Annotated in this window: 5 protein-coding genes; 2 read left to right on the top strand and 3 right to left on the bottom strand. The window is 64.4% G+C overall.

The annotated features are described in order from the left end of the window. Positions 1–128: 128 nt before the first annotated feature. The 3 genes from HMPREF7215_RS09700 to HMPREF7215_RS09690 all read right to left on the bottom strand — a co-directional run bounded on the left by HMPREF7215_RS09700 (position 129) and on the right by HMPREF7215_RS09690 (position 3,841). Positions 129–596 (bottom strand): hypothetical protein, encoded by a 468-nt coding sequence (locus HMPREF7215_RS09700; RefSeq protein WP_009165679.1) that lies wholly within the window; start codon positions 594–596, stop codon positions 129–131. Positions 597–653: 57 nt separating this feature from the next. Beyond that, on the bottom strand, positions 654–2,795 hold the full coding sequence (ldcC, locus tag HMPREF7215_RS09695; protein WP_009165678.1) for a lysine decarboxylase LdcC: 2,142 nt from the start codon (positions 2,793–2,795) through the stop codon (positions 654–656). A gap of 251 nt (positions 2,796–3,046) precedes the next feature. Beyond that, on the bottom strand, positions 3,047–3,841 hold the full coding sequence (locus tag HMPREF7215_RS09690; RefSeq protein WP_009165677.1) for an ADP-ribosylglycohydrolase family protein: 795 nt from the start codon (positions 3,839–3,841) through the stop codon (positions 3,047–3,049). Positions 3,842–3,956: 115 nt separating this feature from the next. Here HMPREF7215_RS09690 and sbcD point away from each other — a divergent pair, with 115 nt between their 5' ends. Continuing rightward, positions 3,957–5,171: an exonuclease subunit SbcD gene (gene sbcD, locus HMPREF7215_RS09685; RefSeq protein WP_009165676.1), complete on the top strand. Its 1,215-nt coding sequence runs from the start codon at positions 3,957–3,959 to the stop codon at positions 5,169–5,171. Then, on the top strand, positions 5,168–6,063 hold an 896-nt coding region (locus HMPREF7215_RS09680; protein WP_009165675.1), incomplete at its 3' end, for an AAA family ATPase. The genes sbcD and HMPREF7215_RS09680, both read left to right, overlap by 4 nt.

Below are 6,063 nucleotides of genomic sequence, written 5' to 3'. Positions count from 1 at the left end.
GGGGAAACGGGGGATTTCGGCGCGGGGCTCGCGGCAAAAGGAGAGGGCGTTCACGAACGAACAGTTTCGTGAACGCCCTCTCTTTTTGAAGCGGAAACGCTTCCGCGCGGAACACGCAACGGCGGCCGTCAATGATAACGAATCGAGCGAAGAATGCGTTCCGTTTCGGGCGTATCGCCGTCCTTGACGATCTGCGTGACGAACCACGCGCCGTTTTCGATCGCGAAGCGGAAGCGGCTTTTCGTCTCGGTTTGACTGCGCGCGTCTTTGCCCGCGACGGTAAACGAGCAGGAACCGTCGGCCGCGGCGGTGACGTCGCTGGCTTGGGCGCCGCCTTCGCGAAGCTGCTCGGCAAGGTATCCGGCGACCGTCCGCGGGTCGAGATCGGCTTTTTCCTGGGCGCTGGCCGCTGCCTGAGCCGTCAGCGTGATCACGGTTTTTCCGTTGGCGGAGGTCAGCGTTACGCTGTCGTCGGCGCGAACTTCGGCGTTCCATGTCTCGGGAAAGACAACAGTCAGCGCTTTTGTGCGGATTTCCGTAGCGGAAGCCGAACGAGCGCACAGCACGACGATGAACAGCGCGATCAGTCTCTTCATGAAAATTCCTCCCTGGCCAAATCAATTCTGTCTTTGTGCCTGCGCTTCGCGGCGCAATTATTCCTCGTCGAGCACTTTGACGTAATAGCCGTCCTTGCGGCGGTAGGCGCCGTGGATCTCGGTATCGAAGCCGGGGAACAGCTCGCCGGTCTCGCAGAGCATGTTCAGATAGTCCAGCACGGCGGCGCTCTTCTCCGTGACTTTCTCGCCGGGCATCACCAGCGGCACGCCGGGCGGATAAGGCAGGATCATGTCGGCGCTGACCTGGCCGAGCAGCTCCGCCAGCGGCACTTCGTGCGTTTCGCCGCGCAGGTTTTTTTGAAAGGCCTGGTACGGCGTGTACTCCATCTCCGGCAGATCGTCGTAGGCGTGGTACATCAGCTTGGGCAGGTCGCGTTTGCGCATCACGCGGTGCAGGCCGCGCGTGAGCTGCTGCAACGACATGCGCATGTAGAATACCGGATCGAGCTTGAACAGGTCGGGCATGGCCTCGCGGATGGGCACGTCGTCGTCGTAGTCGCGCTTGAAATCCTGAAGCGCGCGCAGCAGCGCCTTGGTGCGCAGCTCGTCGACGCCGAGCGCGAACAGGAAAAGCATGTGATACGGCCCCGTCTTCTCGGTGACGACGCCGTGGTTGTTGAGGTAGCGCGACACCACGGCGGCGGGGATGCCCTCTTCCATGAGCTGTCCCGTGGGATCCATGCCGGGCGTGAGCACGGAGACGCGGATCGGGTCGAGGTAGTTGAAGTCCTCGTCGGCGCCGAGGAAGCCGTGCCAGCGTTCGCCGCGGGAGATCGGCCAGCATTTGGTCTCGGAAATGTCGTCGGGCTGCCAGCACTTGAAGAACCACGTGTCGCTTTCGTCGTACAGGCGCGCCAGCTCGCGGCGGAAGGTCATGGCGCGATCGATGGAGTTCTGCAGCAGGCGTCGTCCCTGATTGCCCGTCATCATCGCCGCGCCCGTCTCAGCGCTGGCGACGATGGGATAGTTGGCCGAGGTGGTGGTGTGCATCATATAAACCTCGTCGAGCACGGACTCGTCATACTCCCCCTTGACATGGACGTAGCTCGCCTGGGCGAAGGAGGCCAGCATCTTGTGCGCCGATTGCGTCTCGAAGATCGTTTTGCCCGCCGTCGGTTCGCCGCACATGCCGAACTTGTTCTCGTAGATCGGGTTGAACGGCGCGTAAGGCGACCAGGCGCTGTCGAAGTGGATCTTCTTCACCGGCAGGTTGGCTTTGATCCAGCTGCAGTCGTAGAGCAGTCCGTCGTACGTGCTGTCGCTGATGACCGCGTAGGTGGGCCAGGTGGCGTCGTCGCGCTGGGAAAGTTTGTAATGGATCGCTTCGGAGGTGAATTCGTCGGCGGGAATGCCGCCGATCATGCCGTAGGCGTTGCGCGTCGGCAGCAGATAGATGGGAACGACGTCGCACATCATCAGCAGGTGGGTCATCGACTTGTGGCAGTTGCGGTCGATCAGCACCGTGTCGCCCTGCGATACGCAGTACATGCCGACGATCTTGTTGGCCGTGGACGTGCCGTTGGTGACGATGTAGCTGCGGTCGGCGTTGAAGGCCCGGGCGATCAGCTCTTCGGCGTCTTTGTGCGCGCCGGTGTGCTCCAGCAGCGAGCCCATGTCGGGCACCGACACCGACGTGTCGGCGCGGAAGGCGTTGGGGCCGTAAAAGTTGTAGTAAGCCCAGCCCATGGCGTGATGGCGGAACGCCGAACCGAGCAGATGGCCCGTGGTGCAGAAGGTGTTCTTTTTCGCGGCGGCGAACTTGAACAGCGCGCGCGTGAACGGCGGCAGCAGCAGCTCGAAATAGCGGCGCACGGCGCGGTCGATTTTCGCTGCGGCGCGTTCGGCGCTGCGGCAAGGCAGCGGCACGAAGGCCAGCGTCAGCTTGTCTTTTTCCGGCGGCTGAAGTTCCTTGGCGGCGGCCGGGCTGGTCAGGGCGAAAAAGGGCAGGCGTTCGTTCAACTCTCCCATGGAGGCGTACAGTTCGCCGCCCATCGTGTCCCAGTCGATGATCGCGCCAGCGGCTTCGGGACGCTGTTCCAGCATGTCGACAAGACTTCCGTGCAGTTCCGGACGCTGCAGGCGGTAGCCTTTGTTTTCCAGTTCTTCGAAAAGCTCGGCGGCCTCGGGGCTGTCGAAGATCGAATCCGAAGCGCGGCCGAGCAGCAAGAGGACGTTCATTTCGCCCCCCCTTTCTGGAAGATCGGTGATCGTTACACGTGGTACTTTATAAGCGCTTTCGCCTCAAAGCGCAAGGGCGGAAATGGGGAAAAAACGGCGGCGGCGAAATTTCATGCGTCACGAAGAATCGCCCCTCTTCCGTTTGCTTCGGAAAAAGGGGCGAAGATTCAGCAATAGATTTATTTGTTTCATCTCTCCAACGGCGGACGAAAAAAGGCGATTGCCCCAAATTGTTGCAACGGGGCGGCGCCTTACGGCGCGCCGTCCATGAAACGCGCTTCGAACGCCAGCAGCACGGCTTTCATTTGTTCGTCCATGGCCGCCAGCGCCGCCGCGCGCATCGTTTCCGGCACGCCGAAGCGGACCTGCGCCAGAGCGCCGGCCATGTCGGCCTGCGTGTCGGTGTCGCCGTTCAGCATCAGCGCTTTGACGATGGCGTCCTCGTAGGACGAGCTTTCGAGAAAGCAGCGTACGGCCTGGGGCACGCTGCCCTGGCAGGTGGCGCTGAACGCGTAGCCTCGCGCCATGATCTGCGCCAGCGGCGTGCTCAGGTCGCAGCCGAACGCCGTTTCGAGATAGTTTTTCAGCTCGTCGTTGGAAGCGCCCTGCCGCAGCGTGAAAACGGCGGCGGCGATGATCTGCGCGCCTTTGACGCCTTCGGGGTGCCCGTGCGTGTAATGGGCGCTGGCGCGCGCCAGTTCGAGCGCCTCGTCGAGCGTGCGCGACGCCCAGCCGACGGGGGCGACGCGCATGGCCGAGCCGTTGCCGAAGCTGTTGTTTTCGACCAGTTCGCCGTTTTCGAGCCAGAGCCGGAAGCCGCGTCCGTAGCCGCGGTTCGGATAGGCGCGGCCCCATTTCATGTAGCCGCGGGCGAAGCTTTCCGCGCTGAAGTCGCCGCCGAGCAGCGTTTCCGCCGTGGCGAAGGTGAGGATCGAGTCGTCGGTGAAGCGGCAGCCGTCGTTGAGCAGCGGCCGCGAACCGTCGTAGCGGGAGCGGCGGCTTTCGTACTGAGCGCCGCAGAAATCGCCGAGAATCGCGCCGAGCATTTTTTCATTCCTCCTGTCTTGAGAGTGAAACTTCTGCGCCGTGCGCTGTGTTATGATTATTGTACAGCAGGAACGCCGTTTCGCGAAAGACGGCGGTTCATGAGGAGGCTGAGCGATGAGAATCCTTCACACGTCGGACTGGCATCTGGGCCGCAAGCTCTGCGGCCAGGAACGTGCCGACGAATTCCGCCGGTTTCTCGACTGGCTGACGGATACGCTGATTTGCGAACGTGCCGACGCGCTCGTGGTGGCGGGGGACGTTTTCGATTCCTACACGCCGCCCTTGTGGGCGCAGAGTCTTTATTACCGTTTTCTCACGGGATTGTCGCGCACGCCCTGCCGCAGCGCGGTGATCGTGGCCGGCAATCACGACTCGGCGGCGCTGCTCGACTCGCCGCGGGAGCTGCTGGACCGCCTCGACGTCCACGTTGTGGGCGCGCCGGCGCAGGATCCCGGCGCGGAGATTTTCGAGCTGCCGGACGCGCAGGGAAAGACGGGCGCGCTGTGCTGTGCCGTGCCGTTTCTGCGCTCGCGCGACCTCTGCGGGGCCATGTCGGGCGAAGACGCCGACGCGATCGCGCGCGCCGAACTGGACGGATTCGCGAAACATTACGCCGATGTGTGCGCGCTGGCCGAAACGCGGCGCGCGGGGCGCGATGTCCCTATCGTCGCCCTCGGCCACTGTTTTGCCGCCGGAGGAGCCGTGCGCGACGACGACGGCGTGCGCGACCTTGCGGTCGGTTCGCTGGGCGCGGTGCCGCTGTCGGCCTTTCCCGAAAACGTCGATTATCTGGCGCTGGGGCATCTGCACATGCCGCAGACCTGCGGCGGGCGCGAGAGCCGCCGTTATTCCGGCGCGCCGCTGTGCATGGGCTTCGGCGAGGCAGGGCAGAAAAAACAGGTCTGCGTCGTCGATTTCGACGGGCGCGCCGCTTCGGTGCGCGCGGTTGACGTCCCCGTCTGGCAGGAGATCCTCCGCCTGAAAGGCTCTTTCGATGAAATCGCCGCCGCTTTGAGCGAACTCGAACGGTCCGGCCGCTCCGTCTGGGTCGAGGCGGACTGCGCCGACGAGGGCGCTCGGGGGCTGAACGACCGTATCCGCGAGCTGACCGGCGACGGCGGCGCGGTGAAGATCCTGCGCGTCAAAGTGGCGGACGCGGGGCTGGCGGAAGTTTTCTCCGGCGCGGGCGACCTGAACGAAGACTGGTCGCCGCGCGAGGTCTTCAGGTTGTATCTGAGCGAGCACCAAATCGAGGGCGAAGAGGCGGAGGCCCTGACGGGCGCGTATCTCGAAGCCCTCGAGGCCATGCGGACGGAGGCGGCGCGATGAGGCTGTGCCGCCTTCATTTCAAGAACCTCAACTCCCTCGCCGGAGAGTGGAACGTCGATTTCGAATCGCCCGAGTTCCGCGGCGGCCTGTTCGCCATCACCGGCCCCACCGGCGCGGGCAAGAGCACGCTGCTCGACGCCGTGTGCCTGGCGCTTTACGGGCGCACGCCGCGCCTGGAGCGCGTCAACAACTCCGGCAACGAGATCATGACCCGCGGCGAGCGCGAGTGCTTCGCCGAAGCGGTTTTCGAAATCGGCGGCGAGCGCTACAGCGCCTTCTGGTCGCAGAAAAAATCCGCGCGCAAGGGCGCGGCCCGGGAGTGGCAGGCGCCGAAGTGCCGCTTTTCGCGGCTTGGGCACGGCGAGGAAGTGCTGGCCGACAGCGTCAGTTCCATGGCCAAAAAGGTGGAAGAAGTCTGCCGCCTCGACTTCGAGCGCTTCACGCGCACCGTCATGCTGCCGCAGGGCGGTTTCGCGGCCTTCCTTCAAGCCGACGGGGCCGATCGCGCCAAACTGCTCGAAGAGCTGACGGGCGCGGAAATCTACCGGCAGATCTCGCGCGAAGTTTACGACCGAACCAAGCGCGAGCGCGCCGCGTTGGAACAGTTGCGCGCCTCGCAGGCCGAACACGCGCCGCTGTCAGACGAGACTCGCGCCGCGGCGCAGCGGCGCGCCGCCGTCAGCGAAACGCGCGAGAAGGAACTGCGCGCGCTGGAAAAAGAGCTCCGGCAGGCGCTGGACTGGTATTCCCGCCGCGATGGGCTGGCCGCGCGCCGGGCGGAACACGAACGCGCCAGAGACGAACTGAACGAAGAACAGGCGGCGTTCGCGCCGCAGGCCGAAAAACTGGCGCGGGCCGAGCGGGCGGCGCAGGGCGGCGACCTTTTCGCCGC

The organism is Pyramidobacter piscolens W5455 (genome assembly GCF_000177335.1).
Taxonomy (GTDB): Bacteria; Synergistota; Synergistia; order Synergistales; family Dethiosulfovibrionaceae; genus Pyramidobacter; species Pyramidobacter piscolens.
This window is presented reverse-complemented; position numbering and strand designations above follow the sequence as displayed.

Excerpts from the sequence above, each read along its gene's own strand:
- HMPREF7215_RS09700 (WP_009165679.1), bottom strand. The coding sequence starts at position 596 with ATGAAGAGACTGATCGCGCTGTTCATCGTCGTGCTGTGCGCTCGTTCG.
- ldcC (WP_009165678.1), bottom strand. The coding sequence starts at position 2,795 with ATGAACGTCCTCTTGCTGCTCGGCCGCGCTTCGGATTCGATCTTCGAC.
- HMPREF7215_RS09690 (WP_009165677.1), bottom strand. The coding sequence starts at position 3,841 with ATGCTCGGCGCGATTCTCGGCGATTTCTGCGGCGCTCAGTACGAAAGC.
- sbcD (WP_009165676.1), top strand. The coding sequence starts at position 3,957 with ATGAGAATCCTTCACACGTCGGACTGGCATCTGGGCCGCAAGCTCTGC.